Annotated in this window: 2 protein-coding genes; one reads left to right on the top strand and one right to left on the bottom strand. The window is 40.2% G+C overall.

From position 1 onward, the window contains the following. A partial coding sequence (locus ACUVJL_RS38055; RefSeq protein ID WP_445250544.1) for a glycosyltransferase occupies window positions 1-706 on the bottom strand: 706 nt, incomplete at its 3' end. Between the two features lie 12 nt (window positions 707-718). Between ACUVJL_RS38055 and ACUVJL_RS38050 the strand changes: the two genes are divergently transcribed. After that, complete coding sequence (locus tag ACUVJL_RS38050; protein ID WP_445250543.1) at window positions 719-2,098, top strand: AAA family ATPase; 1,380 nt, start codon at window positions 719-721, stop codon at window positions 2,096-2,098. Window positions 2,099-2,228: the final 130 nt, after the last annotated feature.

Raw genomic sequence — 2,228 nt, 5'->3', positions numbered from 1 at the left:
CCAAATCCAGTGGCACAGGCATCTTGCCTGTGAAGTCCAAATCCTGTGGCACAGGCATCTTGCCTGTGAAGTCCAAATCCTGTGGCACAGGCATCTTGCCTGTGAAGTCCAAATCCTGTGGCACAGGCATCTTGCCTGTGAAGTCCAAATCCCGTGGCACAGGCATCTTGCCTATGCAGTCCAAACCAAATCTTTCTGAGATTTTAGCCTCTTCTTTACTTGTGAAATGAATTGCGGCTGCCCCTGCTAAATTAGGGCGTTCTAAAAGCGTGGCATAAATCTGTTTCAAGCGCTTTTTTTTCTGCAAGTCGGCGGGGTCAAGCATACCGCAGGGACGCATAATATATGGCAACTTGTGATATCTAGCAATTGTAGCCGCGAAGGTAGTTACTGGCGAAAAAAGAGCGTGAAGGTGAGCCAGGTCAAATTGTCGCGCATTTTTATTTAACCACTGCAATAACGAGAATGAAAATTTATATCTGCGCCAGGGATAACAGCGGAAATAAATAATCTGATAGCCGTTTTGTTGTATTGGTTCATTCAGAGGAACATCTAAGGGAAGTTGACCGATATCTCCGTTAGAATCTGTGGTGATAATTGTCACATCAATGTTTTTCGCCGCGAGGGCCGCAGAAAGTCCGAGTACCATTTGACTTGGCCCGCCGTAGACAAGGGAAATTGAGGGGATAATTTGGAGAATTCGCATGGTTAGCACTTGGTGTTAGCTGAGGTAGCTGGTTGTGTTATCATAGAAAGAATTGCAAAATTTTCACATTCTACTAATTTAGGCGATCGGAGGCAAGTTATGCTGATTGGATTCAGCGTCGGCAACTACAAATCTTTTAAAGAAACTGTCACCCTCAGCATGGTAGACTCGTTAATTACTGAGGAGGAAAAATATCTGAACGAAAATAATGTATTCCCAATTAATGATAAGTTAAGCTTACTCAAAAGTGCTGCTATTTATGGAGCTAACGCCAGTGGTAAGAGCAACCTTGTTGCTGCTATTAACTTTATGAAATGGTTTGTCCTCAACTCATCCAAAGAAACGCAAGTTTCAGACGCGATCGATATTGAAGCATTCAGGCTAAGTACGGAGACAGAAAAAGAGCCCTCTTTCTTTGAAATCGTTTTTCTACTAGAAGACAAAACTTTTAGGTACGGTTTTGATGTGAACGCGCGGGAAGTTGTTTCTGAGTGGCTATCTCAAGCTGATGACAGTGAAGAAAAAATGCTTTTTGAACGGAATTTTGATAATAATTATATATTATATGATTTTCCAGAGGGACAAGGCATTAGCGATAAAACCCGAAGAAATGCTTTATTTCTTTCTGTTGTCGCACAATTTAATGGTAAAATTTCTGGCAAAATATTGCTGTGGTTCAGTAAAACTTTGCAATTGATCTCAGGCTTGCAAGATAGACAATACCGCAAAGAAACCTTGGAGTCTTTCGAGAACGCTGGGTACAGACACGATATTATTGAATTTATTAAAAAATTAGACTTAGGTATTTTAGATATTGTTTCGGTCCCTAATACTGTAGTTCATATTTCTGATTATACAGCACAATTCGGGGGTCCCTATGGTAGTTTATACCCTTATTCTGAAACCAAAACTACGGTGTACACATCTCACCGCAAATATGATGCTGATGGTAAGCAAACTTCAAAGATGGAACGATTCGATATGGAAAAGCATGAATCCGAGGGAACAAACAAACTATTTGCATTAGCAGGCATTCTCCTGGATACTTTAAGAACAGGAAAAATTTTATTAATTGATGAACTTGATGCCAGACTGCATCCGCTGATTACTCGCGAATTAATCTGCTTATTCAATTCTAACGAGACTAATGCGCACAACGCACAGCTTATATTCACGACACACGACACAAACTTGCTAAGCAGCAAGACTTTTCGCAAGGATCAAATATGGTTTACCGAAAAGGACAACAAGGGCGCTACTGATTTGTACTCTTTGGTAGAGTATAAAGTAGGAAAAAATGCCTCATTTGAGCGCGAGTACCTGATCGGCAAGTATGGCGCTATCCCTTTCATTGGTAATTTCAAAGAACTAATAGGTGAACTTCATGAATAAAAAAAAATCTTCTAGGGAAAAAGATATTGATTACTACAAAAAGAGAAAGGGGAAAACTAGAAGATGGTTTTTAATTGTGTGCGAAGGTGAGAAAACAGAACCCAACTATTTTAAAAGTTTTCCGGTAGAC

It is taken from the genome of Microcoleus sp. OTE_8_concoct_300 (genome assembly GCF_031383065.1).
Taxonomy (GTDB): domain Bacteria; phylum Cyanobacteriota; class Cyanobacteriia; order Cyanobacteriales; family Microcoleaceae; genus Microcoleus.
This window is presented reverse-complemented; position numbering and strand designations above follow the sequence as displayed.